Source organism: Arthrobacter sp. K4-10C (assembly GCF_059090085.1).
In genome coordinates this window covers 484,699-506,311 of record NZ_JBNHFI010000001.1, presented here as the reverse complement: position 1 = coordinate 506,311, position 21,613 = coordinate 484,699, and the positions used below count along the sequence as shown (strand labels likewise).

The following is a 21,613-nucleotide window of genomic DNA, read 5'->3' as shown; positions in this document are numbered from 1 at the left end:
AAATGCTGGCCGGAGGAACATAATTGGGAGTGGGTGGACGGCGCATTCTCGGAGAGGGGTAGTCGTGATCCAGGCACTGTTGTGCAGGCTGAATCTCCGCCACGAGTGGCATGTTGAACACACCGAGGACGGCAGCCTGTATAAGCGGTGCCTCCGGTGCGGCAAGGATGATGACCGGGGCGGAGGCGGGACTGGCGCCCCGGGCACCTGGGCAGGTCCCGCGGGAATGGGCTGATTGTCATGCTCCGGGCCCTGGTGCCACGTTGAGACGGCAAACTGCGGTTCTCGCCGCTGCCCTCTTGATTGCCGGATGCACGTTCGGCAGCCCCGCGGACACAACTTCTACGGCCCCCGCGAACCTCGCTGCGGAGTTGGAAGCCTTTGCCCAGGAGGCCACGGCACAGGGAGCCTCGGGCGTGGTCCTCCACGTACGGAGCGGCGACCAGGAGGAGCTGGAGGCCGCCGGAGTGAAAGACCTGGACTCCAACAAGAAGGCGGCACCAACGGACCGGGTGTGGATCAGCGGTGCCGGGACGCCGATGGTGGCTGTGTCCGTCATGAAACTCGTGGAAAAGGGCACCGTACGCCTGGATGACCCCGTCTCCGCTCATCTGCCCGAGTTTGGAGCCATATTCCCCGGCTGGCGCACCACTATCCGGGAGCTGTTGGGCAGCAGATCCGGCCTGGCCGACTACTTCCCTCCCCTCATTAAGGCGAGGACCGCGGAAGAACTGAAGACGCGCACCCTGACCTTCGAGGAGCGGCTCAGGCTGGCCGCCGGAGTCGGCAACCCGCCGGGGCCAGTCTCCAACCCGGCCTGGTCAGCAACTGACTGGGAGGTGCTGGGCTGGCTTCTGGAACGGATACACGGCCGCGCGCTCTCGGAGGTTCTCGCCGCTGATGTGTTCGGGCCGGCCGGCATGGGCAGCACCCAAGTGGCGGCCCCGGGCCAGCCGCCTGAGCCCATGCTTCACGGCTACATACTGTCGGACGGGAACCGGATCGATTTCACACGCGTCGACGCGGTTGCAGGCTCAGGGGACGCCGGGATCATCTCCACTGTTGAGGACCTCAGCAGGTTCTTCAGGGCCCTCACCACAGGGAGGCTTGTCAGCAACGAATCGTGGCAAACCATGGTGGACGGTGATCCCTACGACCTGGGAGGCCTCCAGTGGACTGACGACATCTGCCCGGGCACACGCCACGTCTTTGTGTACGGCGGGGGAGGCGCCTACAACGTTCAGTCGGTGTCCTCTTTTGACGGCGGGCAGCAGGTGTCAGCGGCCATCGCGCTGCCCCCGGCGGAAATAGACATCACCGCCGTGCCTTCGCTCGCCCCCGAGATGGAGGAAGCCGTCCGGGCGACAGCCAGAAGCCTGTGCAGCTGAGCCCATGCGCAGGTCCAGTCCTTTTGTCAGGTGACCCTGACAACGCTCCCGTCCCCGCTGCCGCCTGCCGCTGGCAAACCGTGGGAGAGGCGCAGCTTCGCGGCCCGTTCCACGAGGACCGGGACATAGTCCCGGATAGGTCCGTCGTCGAACAGCACGTGCTCTTCGGCCACCACCTGCTCAATGACGGCGCGCTGGTGACCGGGAAAGCGCTCGGCGAGCCGGTCGACGACAGCCAGGAGCGCCCTGACTTCGGGTTCTTTGAACATCCCCAAAGCTTCGACCTGCAGGGCAGGGGAGTCAACAACCACTTATTCGCTGTGGCTCTCCAAGCGGTCCCCGGGGACGGGGGGTTCGCCTGGCGGTGCTGGCCTCCCAACACCGCCAAGCGCTGAAACCGTCGGTTGCCCGACTCAAGGCCGCCGTACTACCGGACCCAGTTTCCAGCTGCACCCCCATGCGCCGCCGGCCTCTCACCAACTACTGTGGACTGCCATCCTCAAGGAGCAGCGCAGTTGCCATCAAGAACTCCTCAAAACTTCCCCAGGTCTCGACGCGCTCAACCACCGGATCCGGAAGGCGACGTACGACGGCGGGCGCGTGCCGCCGTCGTACGTCTTGCAACCTACTTCGGCCGGGCGGCAAGGGCCGCGGCGAACGCTTGCGCGGAGGAGGTGCTGCTGTTGATCCGCCAGTCGGTTTCCTTGTTGAAGTGGAACCACGTGATGGCGGTGATGTCCGGCTGGGCGGCGAGGTAGCTGATCAGGGCGGTGTTCCAGTCGGCCTTGGAGCCGCCCTGTTCCGCCGATGCCGTCTCGGCGATCAGGATCTGCTTCCCCGGTGCCAGGCTCCGCAGCTGGGCGAGGCCGTCGCCGAAGAGCTGCGAAGGGGACTGCCAGCTGCTCCAGGACGCGGAGGTTCCCCAGTTGTAGCCGTCCAGCGCCACCGCATCCACGTACGCGTCCCCGGGGTAGAGCCCGGAAAGCGGGATGGAGCCCCAGTAGGGGACATTGGGGTTCCAGACCCAGGTGATGTTCGAGGCGCCGGTTGCCGCAACGACGTCGTGGACATGGCGCCAGGCGCTGGCGTAGTCGCCGCTGCCGCTGCCGTTAAGCTGTTCGGACCACGGGTACCAGTTGCCGTTCATTTCATGGCCGAACCGCAGCATCACCGGGTGACCCCAGCCGGCCAGGGCCTGGCCCCACTGCCGGAGATAAGGGTCGAAATCACCTGCGGCGATCCGGTCCAGTGAGTAGGCGGGCTGCTCGGTGCCGCCACCCCAGGCCCACGGTTCCCACGTGAGCAGCGTCTGGGCGCCCCGGGCGCGGACTGCTTCGAGTTCGGTGATCGGGGGAGCCTGGTTGAAGTCCTTGTAGGACAGGATGATCGACGGCGCCTCACCGGCAAGGGCCGTCACAGCGTCAAGTTCCGCCGAGGCGAGGGGGCCTCCGGGTGTGCCCACGCCGAACCGGAGGACGGCGGATGCCGGGGCCGGGGCTGCGGGAGCCGGTGCCGGTGACGGGGCAAGGTTCGGGTCCTCCTCAGTGACGGAGGGCGAGCTGTAGGTGTAGGTGAACGTGGCCGCGGCGCTCGCCGTGCCCGACGTAGCGCGGACCGCAACCGCGGGATCGTCCGTCATTGGCATGACCACCTCGGCCGTGAAGTAGCCGGACGCGCTGGTTTTGAACGCGGCCTTTGCGGTGCCGGCGATGACGGTGCCTGAACTCTTCTTCGGGAAGCCTGTGCCGGTGACGGTCACGGACGTGCCCGCCGGGCCTGTAGTGGGACTGAGGGTGACGATGGCAGTGGCGGCGTGCGCCGGGGCCGAAATCCAGACCGTGCCGCCCGCCAGCAGGGCCAGGACGGAGACCAGTGTTCTGAGTAGCTTCATAAATCCCCTCCAACGGGATCCGGCAGCAGCCGTCCGGGATGGAAGGAAGGCGGCCGCTGCAGAGGACAAGGGCCGAACGGAAAGGACCCCTCTTTAAGTGTCCGGGTCCCCGGGAGCCTGCTGGGCCAAAACGCCGCAGGATCTGCGCAGCTTTGGCCGAGGAAGCACCCGGTGCCGTCCTGGCGGATGGGCGCCGGGCGTGCTGCCGCAGAGATCTTGACCCAACCCGCGGCGATCCTTCGGCCAACCTTGACCCTCCGCGCGTAGCTTGGGCCCATCAGGAAGTTCCAGTTCGAAGGGGAGTGGAAACAATGACGATCACTGAATACGTTGTGGCCCTTGGCGGCATGCTGGCCTCACTTGGTGCCGCCGGCCTCCTGGCAGCCGGAGTGATCCGCGCCAAGGCCCGGCACTAACCGTTTCCTGCACTGTGCCCTGCGTGAAGAGCGAGGTGAGGCGCACGACGGCGGCGCGCACCGCCATCGTGCGTGGTTGTCAGGGTGCCTGGCCGGGAAACAGGAGGACACCGGGCAGCCAACTTCCGGTGAAGTTTTTGTGCCGGACCCCTTTACGGGCCGAAGCCCGCGTGGCTAACATCGTCTTTGTCATAGTCCGGATGGGCGCCGGGGGCGTCCGGGAAGGGGGAGTGCATCACCGCTGACCAACACCGAATGACAATTGACCACTACGTTGAAAGCCCCTCCTAGGAGGGGCTTTCCCCTTTCCCGGGCGCGTGTGCAGCAGCCGCACCGAAAGCACGTAGTGGCATTTAGTAAATCGAGTAGGCAATACGCGGGCGTTGCTGCTTGAGCACTGCATAGATTCGACGCATGGCTGAAGTAATCAACCGCAAGCACGGGCGCCGCAGGATGCCCACGGAGGTCAAGCGGGGCGTTCCCCCGTATGTGATCGTCAACATTGTCCTGGTGATTGGCCTGGCCATTGCCGCGTACGCACTCACCCGCTAGGTTGAACCATGCATGTAACACTGCCGGCCGTCGACGGCCAGGACATGGACTGTCCCCATCAGTTTGTGGGACGTTGTGACGCATGCACCGCGGCCCTTGGGCCGTCCCCGAGCCCAGGCAGTTGGAGTGACGGCCACTCCGCCGCAACACTCCCCGAGAACCACTAGGTAACGGGCTACGCCAGCGCGGGCGGCTCGAACCGGGTGGCCGGCGACCCGCCGGACATGGCCCTGAGCATGTTCTCGGCAACGATGCGGACCTTGAGGTTCCGCTGCCGGGACAGCCCCGCGAGCTTGCTGAACGCCTCCGTGTACGAGCAACGGTTCTGTGCCATGATCACCCCGCAGGCCACGTCAATCGAGGTGCGGCTTTCCAGCATGGTCCTCAGGTTGTCCCCGGCGGACCGGACGCTGCGCACCTCCAGGGCAAGCTTCATGCTCTGCGACGCCACCCCCGCAAACCATGTGGCCTCGCTGACCAGGCTGGGCGTGAAGTCGAATCCGGCCGGCCCGAGGAACACCATGGCGCAAGTGATGCGGGGCTCAAGCTCAAGCGGCACCGCCAGTGCGGCGCCGTATCCGGACTCCACCAGCCGCCGTCGGTATGCCTCCCACCGCTGGGACGAACCCTCGCCGGTCACTTGGACCGGCCCCGACGCCGCCGCGGCCTGGGCCATAGGGCCGTCACCGTACCGTTCGTCGGATGCGGCCAAACGTTCAGCTGTCCCCACGCTTCCGGCGGTGACGGGCGGACTCCCTGCACGCTGCAGGGTGGCGGCGGAATCGAAACCCACCGATCCGCTCAGCGCCGTCGCGGCCGCCGTGGCCAGCCGCTGGACCGACTCCAGGTCCGTGTCAGCGCCGGTGATCAGGTCCAGCAGGACGTCGGTGCGGTCCGTCCGCTTGCTTCCGGAAATCGGCTGGAACGCCATTCTTCTTCCCCCATCGACGTCTGGCCAGGCCGGCGGCGGCGCAGGCTTTCCTCGAATTTATGCGGCGAACCGGGGGAGGACACGAGTAGCGGGTACTCTACTTTTGCTGCCCGTACCTGCCACTACTTGCTTCCAGCCACTCCTTGAAGGTCTGGCGTCCGACGGCGGCACCCGGCGCCGGGATCAGGGCACCACTGCGCATGGCCTTCCCCATGGGGCCCGGGAAGGGCACCTCCACCACCTTCTTGCGCCGGCCTGTCTTGTTCAGGTAGGCACGGACCAGGCCGTCAAGCTCCTCCGTCCGCGGCCCGCCCAGGTCCGCGATGCGTCCCTGCGGGCCAGCCTCCGCCGCGTTGAGCAGGGCTTCCGCCACCTCGCGGGCCGCCACGGGCTGGGTGAACATCTTGGGCACCACCACCACCGGGCCGGCCGAGGCGGTTTTCACGGCGAGCGGCACGAACTCATGGAACTGGGTGGACCGCAGCAGGGTCCACGGGACATCGCCGTGCCGGACGGTGTCCTCCTGCACCAGTTTCCCGGCGTAGAGGCCGGAGGTGGCCTTGTCGATGCCCACGATCGAGAGCACCACATGGTGCTTCACGCCCGCACGCTTCTCCGCGGCCAGCAGGTTCTGCGAGGCGTTGGTGAAGAAATCCACGGCCTTCTTGGTTGACGTGCTGTTAATCCCGGACACGTCAATCACCGTGTCCACGCCCCTCAATGCCTCATCCAGGCCGCGGCCGCTGACCAGGTCCACGCCCTCGGACCGGCTAAGGCTGGCCACCTGGTGGCCGCGCTCTTTCGCAAGTTCCACCACGTGGCGCCCGACGTTACCAGTTCCCCCTGCAACGGCAATCCTCATGGAAAAATCCTATGCCCGCCGGTTGCCGTTCGGGTCACAGCTGCGCCCGCAGGGCGTACGTGGTTTGTTTGCCGCACTGCAGGATCCGGCGGAGGTGCGCCGCGGCCAGATGGGGGAGGGTCACGCTGGGATCGGCGCGGGCGGCTTCCTGGTGCAGATCCTTTTCAAGATCCAGGGCCAGGGCGGCCAAGCGTTCGGCGCCCACCATTTGGCTGGAGGTTTTCAGGCTGAGGACGGCATCGTTTGCGCCGGCCAGGTCCCCGGTGGTCAGGGTGAGGCGCAGTTTCTCCATCCTCACGGGCAGCTCGTTGATGTAGTTCTGCACGAACACCCGCCAGATGTCCTCGTCGTCGTCCAGCGAGGCGCGCAGCCTCTCCAGCACGGACGGGTCCAGGAGGGGTCGGGGGAGGCTGTCGGCCTGCATCGGCAGTTGTCCCTTCGCCAGGAGTGATTGGCCCTTCTCCTGTTCATAAAGAAGAACCGCTGTCTAGCCCCCAGGCTTAGGAAGGACCCTATGGTGCCGTGCAGGTATGGGGCACGAGTAGCGAGTACTCGACTTTGCCCTGCCGTCCGCATTTAGGGGGCTTTCACCCATGTGCGGGCCGGTTCCTTCTCACTACACTGGAACGCATGACTGAGCAGGAACCGGCCGGGGGCCGTGCTGCAGTTTCTCCCGACGGCGGGGCGGGCCATTCCGAAGACGCGGCGGTGACTCAGGCGATGGGTGAGGACGGCGAGGCCGCGCACCTGGCTGACCCTGACGCCGTCGACACCTCCCTGCGTACTCCAAAACAGCGGTCCCGGACTTTTGCGGGGATCCTGGTGAACACCGCCCTCGCCAACATCACCACCAGCTACCTGTGGTTCGCCCTGACCTTCTGGGTGTACCTGGAGACGCGCAACGTTATTGCCACCGGTGTGGTGGGCGGCGCCTACATGCTGCTGATCGCGCTGTCGAGCATCAGCTTCGGCACGTTCGTGGACAGGTACCGCAAGCTCGCCGTGATGCGCTTTGCCGCCGTCTTCACACTGTTGATGTTCGTGCTGTCCGGCGTGATGTTCCTGCTGACACCCGCCGCGCGACTGCTGGATCTGACGCAGCCCTGGTTCTGGTTGTTCACCTTGATCATCCTGGTGGGCGCGGTGGTGGAAAACCTGCGCAACATCGCCCTGTCCACAACCGTCACCATCCTCATCGAGCCCGATCGGCGGGCGAACGCGAACGGGCTGGTGGGCATGGTGCAGGGGCTGATGTTCCTTGTCACCTCGGTGCTCTCCGGGCTGTCGGTGGGACTGCTGGGCATGGGCTGGACCATCGCCGTCGCCGTCGGGCTTACAGCGCTGGCCTTTGCCCACCTGCTCACCCTGCACATGCCCGAGGAAGTGCGTGCGGCCGCCACGGATGCGCACGGCGGCTTCGATTTCCGTGGTGCCCTTGCCGCTGTCCTGGCCATCACCGGGCTGTTCGCGCTGATCCTGTTCTCCACGTTCAACAACTTCATCGGCGGCGTCTACATGGCACTGATGGATCCATACGGGCTGGAAATGTTCCCGGTGGAACTGTGGGGGATTTTCCTGGCGGTAGGGTCCAGCGGGTTCCTTGTGGGCGGTGCACTGATCGGGAAGTTCGGACTCGGCGCCAACCCGCTGCGTACCTTGCTCATTGCCGTCGTGGCCATGGGGTTCCTCGGTGCGGTGTTCACACTGCGCGAGTGGGCCTGGCTGTACGTCGTGGGCATCTGGCTGTACCTGACCCTCGTGCCGGTTGTGGAGGCCGCGGAGCAGACCGTCATCCAGCAGGTTGTGCCGCTGCCGAAGCAGGGCAGGGTGTTCGGGTTTGCCATGGCCTTCGAGTCCGCGGCGGCGCCCATCACCGCCTTCCTGATCGCGCCGATCGCCCAGTTCTGGATCATCCCTTACGCGCGGTCCAGCGAGGGGGCAGCCCAGCTGGCGCCGCTGCTGGGTGAGGGCACGTCACGCGGCATCGCCCTGGTTTTCCTGGTGGCCGGGATCATCATGATCGTGGCTGCGCTGCTGGCCTTCCTCACCCCGGTCTACCGCCGGGTTTCGGCGTCGTATGCGACGGCGGCAGCGGAAGCCGCGGAAGCTGCGGAAGCCGCGGAAGCTGCGGAAGCTGCGGAAGCCAGCGAAGCGGAGAAGGGCTGAGGGTCCCCACCCCTGAAGAGGGACGACGGCGTGTCCCGGCGGGCCGCCGTCGTTCGCCAAACGCTCTCTCACTTCTGGTGCCAAAACCGCGGACGCTCTCTCACTTCTGGTGCCCGAACTGCGGTCGCCCTGGAGCGTGGGCAGGCCGGTACACCTACCGGCGGGCAGGGACACAAGCCGCTCCCAGCCCTAATATGTAGTTCATCTGCAGCCCGGGGAGGTGTTGCCGCGTATGACTAAGCAAGTTTCAACGGAGAACCGCCGGTCTGGAGGAAAGAGGTTCAGGAACATCGCCGTTCCTGCCGTCATAGTGCTTGTTGCCGCCGGGGTGGGGTTCGCGGTGTTCCAAGACGGCCTGGCAGACACTCCGGCACAGCCCGCCGCTTCGCCGTCGTCGTCACTGCCCGTGTGCAAAGTCCTAAACCGGACTGAGCTGGTACCGGAACAGGGTGCCCTCTTCGGCGTGAACCTGGATACACACGCCAAGTCGCTCTATGGGTATTCCTTCGATGCGGGGCACAAACCGGCCGTAACCGTTCACAGCACCGCGTTCCCTTACTCGGACGATGAAAAGTTGGACCTGGAGCGAACCGTTGAGCAGGTCCGGGAGTATGGGCAGATGATGCTCCTGACACTGGAGCCGGCCGAAGGGCTCGATGCAGTGACAGAAGCTTCCGTCCAGGCCCTCGCCAAGGACCTCTCGGAGTTCAACAACCGCGGCGTGCCCGTCATCGTCACGTTCGCCCCGGACATGAACGGCTCCTGGTCTCCCTGGGGGCAGCAGCCGGCCCGCTACATCAACGCCTTCCGGACGGTGGCCTCCGCCGTTCACGCACAGGCACCGGGCTCGGCCATGATGTGGGCTCCGGCCTACGGCGGAGGCTACCCCTTCGCAGGCACCGGGTTCGGGGCCAAGCCGGACACAGCCGACTACACCGCGCTGGATACCAACGGTGACGGGTCCCTGACCACAGACGATGATCCGTACGCCCCCTACTATCCAGGCGACGATGCAGTGGACTGGGCAGGCATGTCCCTTTTCCACTGGGGTTCCGAAGAACCCTGGGGCGAGAATGAGCTGCCGGAATCCGGAAAGTTCGCGGACCAGCTTACCGGCAACTATGTGGGTGCCAACGGGGACGACAGCCCGCTCCCGGACTTCTACCAGGTATACGGCGAAGCCCATGCCAAGCCGCTAGCCATCACGGGAACGGCAGCCCTGTTCGTCCCCGGCGCCGGAGGGGCAGACGAACTTGCCATTAAGCAGGCCTGGTGGGGCCAGGTGTTCAGTGAGCAGACGCCCGCTCGGTTTCCGCAGCTGAAGATGGTCACCTGGCTGGAATGGGAACGGGACGAACCGGAAGCCAGGGGCAGCGTGGACTGGAGGGTTACCAGCAACCCGGCAATACGCGACGCCTTCACAGCCTCACTGCCGGCGTGGCTCCATTACGGGCCAGCCGGAACGTGCACACCTGCCTGACTTAGGAGCAGCGGTACCGGCAGCTGGATAGCCAGTGAGAGAGCGTCCGCGAAAACCGCGCCAAATGTGAGAGAGCGTCCGGGAGGAGGCCCCCCACAAGGGGACCCTGTTCAGCGGCCAGAGCCGGTGCCGCCCGCCTTGTGTAAGTCCTTCCGACGTTTTACCGCGGCAGGCAGCCACCGGCAGAACGCCCAGTAACCCACTCCGAACACCAGGGACCCAAGCACCGCAAGGACCGGGCTGAGCGGGAGCAGCACCGGGTACACCAGCCAGTGGGTCAGGTAAATGTAGAGGGACGCCGCCGCCAGCCACCCGGTTACCCGGCGCAGGACTGCCGGGACCGGAAGCGCAGGCACCCACGCAAGCAGCAGGATCCCGGCGGCTACGGTGGCCTCCCGCACCGTGCTGTTGAAGAACCCCGGCAGGGTCAGCAGTGTGATGATGGAAACCGCCACCCGGTGCAGGTTGGTGCGGGCGCGCGCGAGGGCCCAGCCCAGCGCGAAGAGCCAGAAGACGGGTGGCGGCTTGGGCAGGCCGGGGTCCAGGATGTCGAAGCGGCTCAGCAAAGCAACGGCCACCAGGCCCAGGGCGAAGGCGAAGGGCGCCCGGCGCTCCCACCGGTCCACCCAGGGCAAGGCCATAAGCGCCGCTACGGCCAGCAGGATGTACACGAGCAGTTCCACGAACCAGAAGTGCCACTGGGTGGTGACCTGGTCCGGGCCCAGCATGGCGTTGAGCAGGAAGATGTTCGCCACGGTGTAGTGGTCCGTGAGCACGTAGGCGACGGCGATGAACGCCACGGCGGGCACCACGATGCGGGCAAGGCCACGGAGCTGGCGGCGCAGCCTCGGAACCCGGTCCTCGGCCAGCTGGAACCGGGCAAAGTTGTAGCCGGCCACGGCGAAGAGCAGGTGGGCGGTCTGGAAGGTGAACAGCTCCACATGCGTGGCCACGACGCACACGATCGCTGCCGCCCGCACCACAAGGGAGGTCTCCAGGAATGACAGAAGGCGCCGCCGCTTGGCCGGGCGCCGGCGTTCCAGTTCCTTGATGGGCAGGAGGTGCCAGTCGGATGGCAGTTGTCCCAGCACTGCCTCCAGCCGCACGGAGACTGCCACATAGGACAGGGAGTCGCCGTCGAGGGAGACGAACGTGTCATCGCCTGCCACGTTGTCACATTCCAGGGCGTCCATGAAGATGCGCCGGATATCGGCCGGACCGTCGCCGGATGCGTCGGCGGCCGGCGTCTCGTGGGCAGCGTCCGGTACCGGAGGGGCTTCCGTTGCCGCGAGAAAGCGGACCGCCGGGTAGTCGATCTTGCCGGTGGCCAGGCGGGGCAGCCGCTCCACAGGGTGAATCACGACGGCGGCGCGTGGCAGCCCCAGGCTGCCGGCGAGGGCTTTGGCGAGCATGCCGCCGTCGTGGTCGCCTTCGACGGCGGCGACAAGGCCGTCGTCGGAGCCCGCCGCGGCCGCGGTGATCCCCATGCCGGCGAGGATCCGTTCAACCTGACCAAGGTCCACGCGCAGGCCCACGATTTTCACGAACCGGCTGCGGCGGCCCACGACCTCATAGAGGCCATTCGCCTGCTGGCGGGCCAGGTCACCGGTGCGCAGTTCGTGGATTTCCCTGCCCAATGCGAGGTCCGCAGGCTGCTCGGCATACCCGAGCATGACGTTGGGGCCGCTGTAGACCAGTTCGCCGTCTGCCAGGTCCTCCACGGGGTCGATCCGGAACGTGCCGCCCGGCACCGGAACGCCGATGGCGTCGGGATGGTCGGCGGCCAGGTCCGGGGGCAGGTAGGCCATGCGCGCGGTGGCCTCCGTTGCCCCGTACATGACGAAGAGGTCCCACCCGCGCCGCTGCCCGGTCTCGGCCCAGGAACGGACCTTCTCCGGCGCCAGCCGCCCTCCGGCCTGGGTGACATAACGCAGCTGCGGCAGGTCCTTGTCCGCGAAACCCACCCGGTCCAGGAGGTCGAAGGTGTAGGGAACCGCGGCGAAGGAGGTGGCGCGCTGGTCGCGGAAGAGTTCCCAGAAGCAGGGGTCCACCACCGAAAGGTCGGTGAGGACCAGCCCCGCCCCGCGGACCAGGTGGCTGTTGACCACGGACAGGCCGTAGCAGTAGTGCATGGGCAGCGTGGTGGCGGCCCGGTCGTGGGGGCCGATGTGCAGGTACTCGGCGATCGCTTCGGCGTTGGCCGTGAGGTTGGTGTGGGAGAGCCGGACCAGTTTCGGGGAGCCCGTGGAGCCCGAGGTGCTGAGCAGGAGCGCCAGGTCGGGGTGCAGTTCATGCCGGGAGCCGGCCCGCCGCTCCTGGAGCATGGGTGCGCCGTCATGGCCGCCGGGCCAGAGCACCGCATCGGGGTCGTAGGCGTCCACGAGGGAGGCCAGGGCGGCGGGCTTGTCCGCCGGCGCCAGCAGGAGCGGATGCCCCGCCGAGAGTGCGGCAAGGTAGCCGACCAGCGAATCCAGGTCATTTCGCGCCGCCAGCATCACCAGCCGGCGTTGCGTTCCCAGTCTGATGGCGAGGTGGTCCACCAGGGACGCAAGCTCGCGGTAGGAGACGGTGCCGGCCGCGGTGAGGACGGCAGGGCGGTCGCCGTGGCGGGCGAGGTCGGTGAACGCGACCCGCGCGAGGTCGGGCTGCGCGGTCACAGCGATGCCCCGTCTGGATGAGGAAACATGGAAGGGGCCTATCGTAGCTGTGCGGGCTCGGATGAGCGGTTGCCGAGGGAACTGCCCGGTGGCGGCGTGGTGATCGCTGTATCGCCCAGCAGCAGCGTGGGCGAAGTGCCCGCCGCCACCGTCACGTCGACCGCTGTGCCCACGGGATGGCGCACGCTGTGGGGTTGCCAGGAACGCAGGGTCCGCCCGGAGGCCAGCGTGACGTAGTGGAGCACGAACGCCCCGTGGTATTCCACGGCGGACACGCGTGCCGCTGATGCCGGGTCCGGTCGCAGCGCCACCTCATGGGGCCGCAGCACCACGTCTACGTCGGCCTCGCTGTTCGCCCACCCGGGGACGGTTGAAACAACGCCGATCTCGCAGGTGAGCAGGGCCCGGTGCACGCGGGCCGGAAGGAAGTCGGCGTCCCCCATGAAGGAAGCAACGAAGCGGGTTGCGGGCTGCTCGAAGACCATCTCCGGCGTGTCAGCCTGTTCGATGACCCCGCCGCGCATGACCACCACACGGGTTCCCACTGAAAGAGCCTCGGTCTGGTCGTGCGTCACGAGCACCCCGGTGGTGCCGGCCTCCCGGAGCGTCGCCACAGTGTCCCTGCGCACCTGCGCGCGGAGGGATTCGTCCAGGCTTGAAAAGGGCTCGTCAAGGAGTACGACGGCGGGCCGCGGGGCCAGGGCGCGGGCCAGCGCCACGCGCTGCTGCTCGCCGCCGGAAAGTTCGTGCGGGTACCGGTCGGCCAGGTGGGCGAGCCGGACAAGGTCCAGCACCTCTCCCGTCCGGGCCCGGCGCTCGCCGCGGCCCATCCGGTCCAGGCCGAATTCGACATTCCCGGCCACGGTCATGTGCGGAAACAGGGCATAGTCCTGGAACACCAGCCCCACGCGGCGCTGCTCGGGGTTAACAAACCGGCGCTTGTCAGCCACCACGTCCCCGGCAACCCGGATGGTGCCGGAGTTCGGCCGCTCCAGGCCTGCGGCGAGGCGCAACGTGGTCGATTTTCCGCAGCCGGAGGGGCCGATCAGGGTCACCAGCTCCCCGGCGGGGATTGCCAGGTCCAGGGAATCCACGCCCACGGCCGAACCGTAGTGCTTGGTGACGCCTTCAAACACCAGCGCGGCCGGGGGCTCACCGGTACCGGCAGGACGCGGAGCGTTTTCCGCCCTGATGCTCGCACGGATACTCATGTGCCGGCCTTTCCATCGATCTCAGCCCTGCGGGCCTGCCTGGCAAGGACCAGGACGGGGAGGACGGCGGCCGCGACGATGACCAGCGCGGGCAGCGAGGCCTTCTCCCAGAAGTTTTCGCGTGCCAGCTCGTAGACCCATACGGAAGCCGTGGTGAAGCCGAAGGGCCGCAGCAGCAAGACGATGGGGAGCTCTTTGACGGCGTCGATCGCCACCAGCATCAGTGCCACGGCAATTCCCGAGCGGGCCAGGGGGAAGTGCACGCGGGCCAGGATCCGGCGCGGGCCGGCACCCAGGCTGAGGGCGGACGATGTGATGGTTGAAGGAATTTTGGCGAAGCTGGCGTCCACGGCCTGGTACGCCGGGGCGAGGAAGCGGATCACGTAGGCGTAGAGGATACCCAGCACTGAACCTGTCACGAGCAGCCCGGTGCCTCCGGGAACACCTGCGCGCTCCAGGGCTGTGTCCAGTGCGGCGAAGGAGATGAGCACGCCAATGCCCACCACAGCACCGGGAACGGCATACCCGAACGTTGTCACCTGTGCTGCGGAGGACACGAAACGGCCCCCGCTCAGGCGGACTCCGTGACCAACCGTCATCGCGAGGACAACGCAGGCCGCGGCGGTGATGGCAGCAACCAGAAGCGTGTTGAGGACGTACTCGGCAAAGCGGGGGTCTGCCAGGAACCCGGGGTTCCTCGTGGCCCCGCCCACTGCCCAGGCCAGGAGCTGGACAACGGGGATCAGGAAGCCGGTGCTGACGGCTGCGGTGCAAAGCGCGGCCGCTGCCCAGCCGCGGCCCCCGCTTAGCCGCTTCGGTTGCAGGCCCTGTCCACGCCCGCCCTGCCGGTGGAAGCGGGCACGGCCGCGCAGCGCCCGCTCGGCTGCCAGCACGGCCACCGCGAACAGGAGGACCAGGACAGCAAGCTGGGTGGCGGCGTGGAAGTTGAACGTTCCCTTCCAGACCAGGTAGACACCCACGGAGACGGTCTGGACATTGAAATACTGCACCGTTGCAAAGTCGGTCAGGGTCTCCATCATCACCAGGGACATGCCCGCGGCCAGCGACGGCCGGGCAAGCGGCAGCAGGACCCGGCGCAGCGCGCGTCCCTGGCCGGCTCCCAGTGTGCGGGCCGCGTCATACGTGCCAGGGGAATGCTCGATGAGCGCGGTGCGTGCCAGCAGGTAGACGTAGGGGTACAGGGACAGCGACATCACCAGCACCGCACCGGGAAGCGAACGGACCTCTGGCACCCAGATATCCGCACCCAGGACGCCGCGCAGGGCCGACTGTACCGGGCCGGTCACGTCGAAGACGGACAGGAAGACGAAGCCCAGGATGTAGGCGGGAACAGCCAGGGGCAGGACCAGCAGCCAGACGAAGACGTTGCGCAAGGGGAAGCGGTAGGCCGTGACGAGCCACGCCAAACCACCACCGACGAACAGCGATCCCGCAGCCACGCCGGCCATCAGAAGCAGGGTAGTGAGCACCATGCCGGCAAGCCCCCGCGGCGGCACCGTGGTGCCCGCGCTGCCCAGGCCGTCGAGGACCACTGCGAGCACCGGTGTGGCCACCACCGCGGCCACAACGGCCACGAGGGCGGACCACGCCGGGCGGCGGGCACCGGCCGTCCGGCCGGGACGGCGCTTCGGCGTTCCCGCCTGTGCGAGGACCGCCGTTTCGGTCACTTGTATCCGGCCTCGGCCAGCAGGTCGACCGCTTCGGCATTGAGGTCGCCGTAGGCTTCAGCGTTCAGCGGCATCCGCTTGAACTCGCCGAACCCGGCGATAACCGGCTCGGGCTTCACCGCAGGATTGACGGGGAACTCGTGGTTTGCGTCCACAAACGCGTTTTGTCCCTTGGCGGCGAGCCATTCCACCAGCCGCTGTGCGTCCTCCGCGTTGTCCGAGCCCTCCACCACGCCCGCTCCGGAGATGTTCACGTGGGTTCCCGCGCCCTGCTGGCTTGCCCAGAACAGGTCCACGTTGAAGTCCGGCTTTTCGTCCAGCGTCCGGGCCAGGTAGTAGTGGTTGTTGATGCCTACATCGCAGGTTCCGGCATTAATGGCATCAAGCAGCAGGACGTCGTTGCTCATGATCTGCACGTCGTTGGCCACCCAGCCCTTGGCGATCTCCAGCGCCTTTTCCCGCCCGTGCAGGTCGATCAGGCTCGCCACCAGCGACTGGGTGTAGGACGACGTGGCGTCGCGCATGCACAGCCGGCCCTTCCATTTCGGGTCTGCGAGTCCGCCATAGGTGTCGGACGTATCGAACTCAGCGGGATCCACGTTGGAGGGGTTGTAGGTGATGGTGCGGGCGCGCATGGCAAGGCCATACCACCGGCCCTGCGGGTCGCGGAGGTCTTGCGGAACTGCGTCGTTGAGCGCGGGGGAGTTGACGGCGGCAAGCTCGTTCTGCCGCGCGGCGTTCCACAGGTTTCCGGCGTCCACAGTCATGAACAGATCGGCGGGGGTGTCCTCGCCCTCCGCTTTGAGGCGCTCCAGCAGCTCGGCGTCGTCACCGGTGATGAACTCCACCGAGATGCCCGTTTCCTCAGTGAACTGCCCGAACGCGCCCTCAAGGTCGTAGTGGCGGGCCGAGTAGATCTGCAGGTCGGCGGGCTGCCCGCCGATGATGCCGCAGCCAGTCAGGGCGGCCGCAGCGGCGGCAAGGCTTGCGGTGGCAGCGAGCAGGCGTCGAATGGGCACGTTGGGGGGCTCTTCTCACACAGGTGGGGCGGCGTCGCGACCGCACGCGAATTTGGCAAGGTAAGGCTATCTTAATTCCGCGTAGCGGCTGCCATATGTTAAGTCGCGGGACACCGGGGCCCCCGCCAGCTGCCAAAGAAACTGCCAAAGCCTTGCGCGCATCTTGACCGTTTCTTGAGGAGCGGAAGCGACAGTATTTGCACGCCGTGTTGCAGTGCGCGGCGATGTCCGGTCATCCGGGCTGGGGGGACAGTACAACGGGTACATCCCGAGGTCTCAAGACGTCCGCCGGTGCCTCCCCCGGGGCGCCGGCGGATGCTTTTCCCTAACCCGGCTCAGGCCTTTTGCGAGTCCGCGGCGACCAGGCCGCCGTCGAGCATCACCACACGGTCCGCCCGGCTGATGTCTCCGGCGTCATGGCTGGACTCCAGCACTGTCACACCGCGCCGCAGCTCATCCTCGACGGCGGCGCGGATCAGCCGGTGCGCCGTGCTGTCCAGGCCGGCTGTGGGCTCATCCAGGATCAGGATCGCGGACTCCTGCGCCAGCCCCTGGGCAATGAGGGTGCGCTGGCGCTGCCCGCCGGAGAGCTCCTGCAACTGCCGCCCGGCCAGGTCCCCGATCCCCATCCGTTCCATGGCCGCCATAATTTTCTGCCGGTCCGTGCGCAGCAGCGGCAGCAGGCCGCGCCGGTGCGGCCACCTGCCCATCTCCACTGCCTGGCGCACCGTGCATGGCATGGTCTCCGGCGTCCTGGTGTGCTGGATGACGAACGCCGGGCGGGAGGCCGCCTGTACTGTGCCCTGCGCAGGCTGCAGGACCCCCGCCGCCAGGGCAAGCAGCGTGGACTTTCCGGACCCGTTCCGCCCCGTCAAAACCGTGTGCGTCCCCGGGGCGAGGGCAAGTGACACGTCCTTCAGCACCTGCCTGTGGGGGTACGCATACCCCACCCCGCTCAGCGTCAGTGTCTGCAAAGCGCCGCCTTTCCTTGTTGAGAATGAGTCTCATTTAATACTGTACGATGAAGCGCGATGGAATGGTTACTTGATCCCCTGAACGCCTCATTCGTGCAGCGCGCCCTGCTGGGCGGCGGCCTGGTGGCGGTGGTTTGCGCCGTCGTCGGTACCTGGGTAGTGGTGCGCGGAATGGCGTTCCTGGGCGACGCGATGTCCCACGGACTGCTGCCCGGCATCGCCATCGCGGCGCTGGCAGGCGGAAACCTCGTTGTGGGCGCGGCCCTCAGTGCGGCGGCGACGGCGGCCGGCGTCTCTGCCATCACCCGGAACCGGCGTGTCTCGCAGGACACAGCCATCGGCCTGCTCTTCGTCATCATGCTGTCCACCGGAGTGATCATCGTGTCCGCCTCCGGCTCGTTCGCAGTGGACCTTACAGGGACGCTCTTCGGCGACGTCCTCGCCGTCGGAACGGACGACATCCTGGTGCTGGCAGCCGTCGGCTTCGTGGTCCTGGCCGCGGCGGCTGTGTTCCACCGCGCCTTCCTGGCGGCGGCGTTCAACCCGCAGAAGGCGGCGAGCCTGGGCCTTCGGCCACGGCTGACGCACTTCGTGCTGTTGTGCCTGGTCACCCTCGCCGTGGCGGCGTCCTTCCAGGTGGTGGGAACCCTCCTGGTGTTCGGGCTGCTGATCGCCCCGCCTGCCGCTGCGCTGGTCTGGGCCAAATCCATCCGTACTGTCATGGTCCTCGGCTCCCTGATCGGTGCCGCCAGCGTGGTGGCCGGCCTCTGGATCTCCTGGTACGCGTCCACGGCCGCCGGCGCCACCATCGCCCTGGTGGCCGCCCTGTCCTACTTCGTCTCCACCCTGGTCCGCGCCGCAGTCCGCCGCCTGCCGGGCACCGGCCCTGCTCCCGCCGTCGAACCCGCTCCCGCTCCCTCGCTAGAAATGGAACCGCTTCCCCGTGCCCCGCACCACGCCTAAACTGTCCCTCCTCCTGCTCGGTCTTCCCCTCCTGCTGTCCGCCTGCGCGGCGCCCGGGCCGGAAGCCCAACCCGACGAAGCTGCCACCCCGCACGGCTACATCGCCGGAGCGCAGGAAAACCCCGAGCCGCAGACCGGCCTGCTCACCTTCGACCGGGAAACGGGGCATGGGCAGCTGCTGTCCCTGCTCACCGGGAAAACGGCTGACGCCGGAACGTCCGGCCGCATTGACGCCGCCTACCAGGACGGCCGCTACGCCCTGCTCGCCACGGCGAAGGACGTCCAGGTGTTTGATACCGGCGCCTGGACCGTGGACCACGGCGAGCACAAGCACTATTACAGCGCCGAACCCGGCCTGGTGGGTGCCCTGACGGTGCCGGACGCCGGGGCAGTGGCCGGAGACGGCAAGTCCATCGCGGTCTTCTCAACCTCCGGCGGGTACGCGTCCGTGTACAGGCACAAGGACCTCGACGCCGGCAACGTGGCGGAGTCTGCACGGATAACCAGCACCCCGCATGACGGCATGGTGGTGCCGTACGAGGGGCACTTCCTGGCAACTGTTGCTTCCGGTGCCGCGGCCGGCGGGGTGGAGGTCCGGGACGCAGAGGACCACACCGTGCTCGCCGCGCAGGATTGTGCCGGCCTGTCCGGCCATGCCGCCACCCGGGTGGGCGTGGTGTTCACCTGTACCGACGGCGCCCTGCTCATCACAGAGGATGAGGGCGCCTTTGCCGCGGAGAAGATCCCGTATCCCGACGGCGGCCAAGGCCATCCGCCGGTGACGGGCCTTGGGCACCGTCCCGGTTCGAACGAACTCGCCGGGCCCGCAGGGGAGGACGGGGTCTGGCACCTGGACGTGTCCAAGCGGACGTGGACCCACCTGGCCACCCCTGTCCCGGTTGCCGCAGCCTCGGCGGTTGGCGACAGGAAGCGGGTGCTGGCTGCCGGCACCGACGGTTCCCTCCTGACGCTGAACCCAGCCACCGGCGGGGTGGCCGCCCAAATCCCGCTGCTTGAAGCACCGGCCGGGAGCGCGGTCCCGCAACTGCTCATCGACGCCTCCCGCGCGTACGTCAGCGACCCCGCCCGCTCCGTTATCCACGAGATCGACTACGCGGACGGGCTCCGGATCGCCCGGACCTTCGAGGTGCCCGCCGCCGGCCTGATGCTGGAGACCGGGCTGTGAGGCGGGGCATCCTTGCACGGCTCGCCGGCCTACTTGTGGTGCTTGGCCTTGCGCTCAGCGGATGTTCCGCAGCCGCCGCCGACCGGCCCACCGTGGTGGTCACCACCAACATCCTGGGCGACATCACCCGCAACCTGGTGGGTGACCAGGCCGAGGTGGTGGTGCTGATGGAAGCCAACGCCGACCCGCACTCCTTCGGCATATCCGCCAAGCAGGCCGCGGTGACCGAGAACGCGGACCTGATCGTCCACAACGGCGGCGGCCTGGAGGAAGGGGTCCTCAACCATGTGGAAGCAGCCGCCGCTGAAGGTGTGCCAACGCTGGCGGCGATGGACGCCGTCGAACCCCTGACGTTCACGCACGGCGACGCTGACGGCACCGGGCATGGTGGCGGCGGCGCGAAGGACCCGCATTTCTGGACCGACCCCTCCCGGGTGGCAAAGGTTGCCGAGGCAATTGCAGGCAGCGTGTTGGAGCATGTGGACGGCGTGGACGCGGACGCTGTGCGCTCGCACACGGCCGGGTATGTGCGGCAGCTGGGCGAGCTCGAGGCGTGGATGGAAGCCAGCTTCGCCGCCATCGACCCCGGCAAGCGGAAGCTCATCACCAACCACCACGTGTTCGGCTACCTGGCCCAGCGGTTCGGGTTCGAGGTAATCGGCGCGGTCATCCCCAGTGGTACCACGCTCGCCTCGCCCAGCTCCGCCGACCTCAACGACCTGACGGGCAAGATCCGTACAGCCGGCGTGGTGGCCATCTTCGCCGACTCCTCCCAGCCCGAGCGGTTGGCCCAGGTTCTCGCCGCCGAGGCCGGGCAGGACATCGCCGTGGTCCCGCTGTTCACGGAATCCCTGGGCGCCGCAGGCTCAACCGGCGCCACCTACCTGGACATGATGCGTGCCAACACCGAAAGCATCACTAAAGCACTGTCGTAAGTGTCACCCACCCCTCTGAAGAGAAGGAAACACGCTATGCAACACCGCACCCCACCCGTCCGCCTCCTGGCAGCGCTGGCCGTCACCGGCCTGATGCTCACCGGCTGCGGCTCCAACGCCACGCCGGCCGGAAGCGCTTCATCGGCGGCTACCGCCGCCAGCACTGCTGCCGCGGTTGACGCCGCGGCGCCCCGCATCGTCACCACGTACGACGGCGGCGTCCAGGTTCTGGACCCCGAGTCCTTCGAAGTGCTCGGCGACTTCCCCATTGAGGGCTTCAACCGAATCAACCCGGCCGGGGACGGGCGCCATGTGATCATCTCCACCGCCAAGGGCTTCGAGGTGCTGGACACGGGCGTCTGGTCCGCCGGCGGCAAGCACTACGCGCAGGACCCCGCCATGACGGACATCTCGTTCCCCACCAGCAAGCCCGGGCACGTGGTCCGCCATGACGGCAAGACCATCCTGTTCAGCGACGGCACCGGCGAGGTGACCGTCTTCGAATCCGAGGACCTCGCGTCCGGGCAGCCCCAGGTTGAAACACACCAGGCGGAGGAGGCCCACCACGGTGTGGCCGTCGAACTTTCCAACGGCGAACTGGTCCTCACGCTCGGGAACGAGGAGGAACGGCCCGGAATCGTGGTGCTGGACAAGGACGGCAAGGAAATCGCGCGGAACGAGGACTGCCCGGGGGTGCATGGCGAAGCCACCGCGGCGGGGGAGGCCGTGGTGATCGGCTGCCAGACCGGCGTCCTTATCTACGCCGATGGTGCCATCACCAAGCTGGACAGCCCCACCGAGTATGGCCGGATCGGCAACCAGGCCGGCTCCGACGAGTCTCCCGTGACCCTGGGCGACTACAAGCAGGACAAGGACGCCGAACTGGAACGGCCGGAGCAGATCTCGCTGATCAACACCGAATCCAAGTCCTTGAAGCTGGTTGACCTCGGGACCAGCTACAGCTTCCGCTCCCTCGCCCGCGGCCCGCACGGCGAGGCCCTGGTGCTCGGCACTGACGGCGCGCTGCACGTGATCAACCCGGACACCGCCGCCGTGACCAACAGTTTCCCGGTCATCCCAGCCTGGGAGGAACCGCTGAAGTGGCAGGACCCGCGGCCCGCCATCTTCGTCAACGGGCACACGGCCTTCATCTCGGACCCGAAGACCAACACCATCCACGCCGTGGACATCGAGTCCGGCAAGATCACCGGCACCGGCACGCTGAAGGATACCCCGAACGAACTGACGGGCGTCACCGGCTAGCGGCTTACCCGCGAACGCTCCTGCACGCAAC

General features: G+C 67.3%; 18 protein-coding genes. 8 read left to right on the top strand and 10 right to left on the bottom strand.

The features are described from left to right. The first annotated feature begins 263 nt into the window (after nucleotides 1–263). On the top strand, nucleotides 264–1,388 hold the full coding sequence (locus AC5RUU_RS02355; protein ID WP_493973593.1) for a serine hydrolase domain-containing protein: 1,125 nt from the start codon (nucleotides 264–266) through the stop codon (nucleotides 1,386–1,388). A 26-nt stretch (nucleotides 1,389–1,414) separates the two neighbouring features. Here AC5RUU_RS02355 and AC5RUU_RS02350 read toward each other — a convergent pair whose 3' ends face one another. Beyond that, nucleotides 1,415–1,657 carry a three-helix bundle dimerization domain-containing protein gene (locus tag AC5RUU_RS02350; protein WP_493973592.1) on the bottom strand — a complete coding sequence of 81 codons (243 nt, stop codon included), beginning with the start codon at nucleotides 1,655–1,657 and terminating at the stop codon, nucleotides 1,415–1,417. A 356-nt stretch (nucleotides 1,658–2,013) separates the two neighbouring features. Then, a complete protein-coding gene (locus AC5RUU_RS02345) occupies nucleotides 2,014–3,279 on the bottom strand; it encodes a glycoside hydrolase family 26 protein (RefSeq protein ID WP_493973591.1) in 1,266 nt (421 codons plus the stop codon). Nucleotides 3,280–4,109: 830 nt separating this feature from the next. Here AC5RUU_RS02345 and AC5RUU_RS02340 point away from each other — a divergent pair. Then, entirely contained in the window at nucleotides 4,110–4,247 is a 138-nt protein-coding gene (locus AC5RUU_RS02340) for a hypothetical protein (RefSeq protein WP_493973590.1), read from the top strand. A gap of 175 nt (nucleotides 4,248–4,422) precedes the next feature. Here AC5RUU_RS02340 and AC5RUU_RS02335 read toward each other — a convergent pair whose 3' ends face one another. From AC5RUU_RS02335 to AC5RUU_RS02325, 3 genes are all read right to left on the bottom strand, one after another. Further along, nucleotides 4,423–5,178, bottom strand: a complete 756-nt coding sequence (locus tag AC5RUU_RS02335; RefSeq protein WP_493973589.1) for an ANTAR domain-containing protein — start codon at nucleotides 5,176–5,178, stop codon at nucleotides 4,423–4,425. A gap of 97 nt (nucleotides 5,179–5,275) precedes the next feature. Beyond that, nucleotides 5,276–6,040: an SDR family oxidoreductase gene (locus tag AC5RUU_RS02330; RefSeq protein WP_493973588.1), complete on the bottom strand. Its 765-nt coding sequence runs from the start codon at nucleotides 6,038–6,040 to the stop codon at nucleotides 5,276–5,278. Between the two features lie 34 nt (nucleotides 6,041–6,074). After that, on the bottom strand, nucleotides 6,075–6,464 hold the full coding sequence (locus AC5RUU_RS02325) for an Hpt domain-containing protein (RefSeq protein ID WP_493973587.1): 390 nt from the start codon (nucleotides 6,462–6,464) through the stop codon (nucleotides 6,075–6,077). Nucleotides 6,465–6,760: 296 nt separating this feature from the next. Here AC5RUU_RS02325 and AC5RUU_RS02320 point away from each other — a divergent pair, with 296 nt between their 5' ends. Then, entirely contained in the window at nucleotides 6,761–8,206 is a 1,446-nt protein-coding gene (locus AC5RUU_RS02320) for an MFS transporter (RefSeq protein ID WP_493973683.1), read from the top strand. 232 nt (nucleotides 8,207–8,438) lie between these two features. Then, on the top strand, nucleotides 8,439–9,686 hold the full coding sequence (locus tag AC5RUU_RS02315) for a glycoside hydrolase family 26 protein (RefSeq protein ID WP_493973586.1): 1,248 nt from the start codon (nucleotides 8,439–8,441) through the stop codon (nucleotides 9,684–9,686). A 110-nt stretch (nucleotides 9,687–9,796) separates the two neighbouring features. Here AC5RUU_RS02315 and AC5RUU_RS02310 read toward each other — a convergent pair whose 3' ends face one another. The 5 genes from AC5RUU_RS02310 to aztA form a co-directional block, all read right to left on the bottom strand. Beyond that, entirely contained in the window at nucleotides 9,797–12,343 is a 2,547-nt protein-coding gene (locus AC5RUU_RS02310; RefSeq protein ID WP_493973585.1) for an AMP-binding protein, read from the bottom strand. Between the two features lie 38 nt (nucleotides 12,344–12,381). Next, the gene (locus AC5RUU_RS02305; RefSeq protein WP_493973584.1) at nucleotides 12,382–13,554 is read right to left on the bottom strand and encodes an ABC transporter ATP-binding protein; all 1,173 of its coding nucleotides are present in this window, start codon (nucleotides 13,552–13,554) and stop codon (nucleotides 12,382–12,384) included. Further along, the gene (locus tag AC5RUU_RS02300; protein WP_493973583.1) at nucleotides 13,551–15,242 is read right to left on the bottom strand and encodes an ABC transporter permease; all 1,692 of its coding nucleotides are present in this window, start codon (nucleotides 15,240–15,242) and stop codon (nucleotides 13,551–13,553) included. The genes AC5RUU_RS02305 and AC5RUU_RS02300 overlap by 4 nt, the downstream gene beginning before the upstream one ends. Continuing rightward, nucleotides 15,239–16,261, bottom strand: a complete 1,023-nt coding sequence (locus AC5RUU_RS02295; RefSeq protein WP_493973582.1) for an extracellular solute-binding protein — start codon at nucleotides 16,259–16,261, stop codon at nucleotides 15,239–15,241. Before AC5RUU_RS02295 ends, AC5RUU_RS02300 begins: the two co-directional genes overlap by 4 nt. A 335-nt stretch (nucleotides 16,262–16,596) precedes the next feature. Next, nucleotides 16,597–17,235, bottom strand: a complete 639-nt coding sequence (aztA, locus tag AC5RUU_RS02290; protein WP_493973581.1) for a zinc ABC transporter ATP-binding protein AztA — start codon at nucleotides 17,233–17,235, stop codon at nucleotides 16,597–16,599. Between the two features lie 57 nt (nucleotides 17,236–17,292). On the opposite strand from aztA, the gene aztB reads away from it, so the two are divergent. From aztB to aztD, 4 genes are read left to right on the top strand one after another with little or no spacing between them, the layout of a single operon-like run. Then, complete coding sequence (gene aztB / locus AC5RUU_RS02285; protein WP_493973580.1) at nucleotides 17,293–18,198, top strand: zinc ABC transporter permease AztB; 906 nt, start codon at nucleotides 17,293–17,295, stop codon at nucleotides 18,196–18,198. Then, a complete protein-coding gene (locus tag AC5RUU_RS02280) occupies nucleotides 18,179–19,384 on the top strand; it encodes a YncE family protein (protein WP_493973579.1) in 1,206 nt (401 codons plus the stop codon). The genes aztB and AC5RUU_RS02280 overlap by 20 nt, the downstream gene beginning before the upstream one ends. Continuing rightward, nucleotides 19,381–20,319, top strand: a complete 939-nt coding sequence (gene aztC, locus AC5RUU_RS02275; RefSeq protein WP_493973578.1) for a zinc ABC transporter substrate-binding protein AztC — start codon at nucleotides 19,381–19,383, stop codon at nucleotides 20,317–20,319. The genes AC5RUU_RS02280 and aztC overlap by 4 nt, the downstream gene beginning before the upstream one ends. 36 nt (nucleotides 20,320–20,355) lie before the next feature. Continuing rightward, nucleotides 20,356–21,582, top strand: coding sequence for a zinc metallochaperone AztD (gene aztD / locus AC5RUU_RS02270; protein WP_493973577.1), 1,227 nt, complete (start codon nucleotides 20,356–20,358; stop codon nucleotides 21,580–21,582). The last annotated feature ends 31 nt before the right edge of the window (nucleotides 21,583–21,613 follow it).

What these genes read in the sequence shown, in the direction of transcription:
- aztB (WP_493973580.1), top strand. Translation starts at nt 17,293, where the DNA reads ATGGAATGGTTACTTGATCCCCTGAACGCCTCATTCGTGCAGCGCGCC.
- AC5RUU_RS02345 (WP_493973591.1), bottom strand. Translation starts at nt 3,279, where the DNA reads ATGAAGCTACTCAGAACACTGGTCTCCGTCCTGGCCCTGCTGGCGGGC.
- AC5RUU_RS02305 (WP_493973584.1), bottom strand. Translation starts at nt 13,554, where the DNA reads ATGAGTATCCGTGCGAGCATCAGGGCGGAAAACGCTCCGCGTCCTGCC.
- AC5RUU_RS02335 (WP_493973589.1), bottom strand. Translation starts at nt 5,178, where the DNA reads ATGGCGTTCCAGCCGATTTCCGGAAGCAAGCGGACGGACCGCACCGAC.
- AC5RUU_RS02320 (WP_493973683.1), top strand. Translation starts at nt 6,761, where the DNA reads ATGGGTGAGGACGGCGAGGCCGCGCACCTGGCTGACCCTGACGCCGTC.
- AC5RUU_RS02330 (WP_493973588.1), bottom strand. Translation starts at nt 6,040, where the DNA reads ATGAGGATTGCCGTTGCAGGGGGAACTGGTAACGTCGGGCGCCACGTG.
- AC5RUU_RS02340 (WP_493973590.1), top strand. Translation starts at nt 4,110, where the DNA reads ATGGCTGAAGTAATCAACCGCAAGCACGGGCGCCGCAGGATGCCCACG.
- AC5RUU_RS02315 (WP_493973586.1), top strand. Translation starts at nt 8,439, where the DNA reads ATGACTAAGCAAGTTTCAACGGAGAACCGCCGGTCTGGAGGAAAGAGG.
- aztD (WP_493973577.1), top strand. Translation starts at nt 20,356, where the DNA reads ATGCAACACCGCACCCCACCCGTCCGCCTCCTGGCAGCGCTGGCCGTC.
- AC5RUU_RS02350 (WP_493973592.1), bottom strand. Translation starts at nt 1,657, where the DNA reads ATGTTCAAAGAACCCGAAGTCAGGGCGCTCCTGGCTGTCGTCGACCGG.
- AC5RUU_RS02325 (WP_493973587.1), bottom strand. Translation starts at nt 6,464, where the DNA reads ATGCAGGCCGACAGCCTCCCCCGACCCCTCCTGGACCCGTCCGTGCTG.